This window comes from Ralstonia sp. VS2407 (genome assembly GCF_052950655.1).
In genome coordinates, this window is record NZ_JBRFVG010000099.1 from 1 (window position 1) to 585 (window position 585).

The 585-nt window shown below is 72.6% G+C and carries 1 protein-coding gene; it reads right to left on the reverse strand.

Annotated elements, in window-relative coordinates:
• The coding region (locus ACU8YE_RS24045) for an AAA family ATPase (RefSeq protein ID WP_446929866.1) at positions 1–585 on the reverse strand (585 nt) is incomplete at both ends.

Consider the following 585-nt stretch of genomic DNA (forward strand, 5'->3'; position numbering starts at 1 on the left):
CGCCGTCCTGGAAGGCCTGCGCCGTGGTGACGGCGTCCTGGCCGATCATCGCGTCGACGACGAACAGGGTCTCGTCGGGCTGCACCGCGTCGCGGATGTCGGCGGCCTGCTGCATGAGCTCGGCGTCGATGCCGAGGCGGCCGGCGGTGTCGACGACGACGACGTCGTGCATCGTGCGGCGCGCGTGGTCGATCGAGTCGCGCGCCACCTGCACCGGGTCGCCGCCGCCGTTGCCCGGCTCGGGCGCGAAGACGGGTACGCCGACGCGCTCGCCGTTGACCTGGAGCTGGTTGACGGCGTTGGGGCGCTGCAGGTCGGCGGCGACGAGCAGCGGGGCGTGGCCCTGCTCCTTGAGCCAGCGGCCGAGCTTGCCGGCGAGGGTGGTCTTCCCGGCACCCTGCAGACCGGCCAGCATGATCACCGTCGGCGACTGCTTGGCCAGCCGGATGCGCCGGGTCTCGCCCCCGAGGATGGCGATGAGCTCCTCGTTGACGATCTTGATGACCTGCTGCGCCGGGTTGAGCGCCTGGGAGACCTCCGCCCCACGGGCGCGCGTCTTGACCGCGTCGATGAAGGCCCGCACGG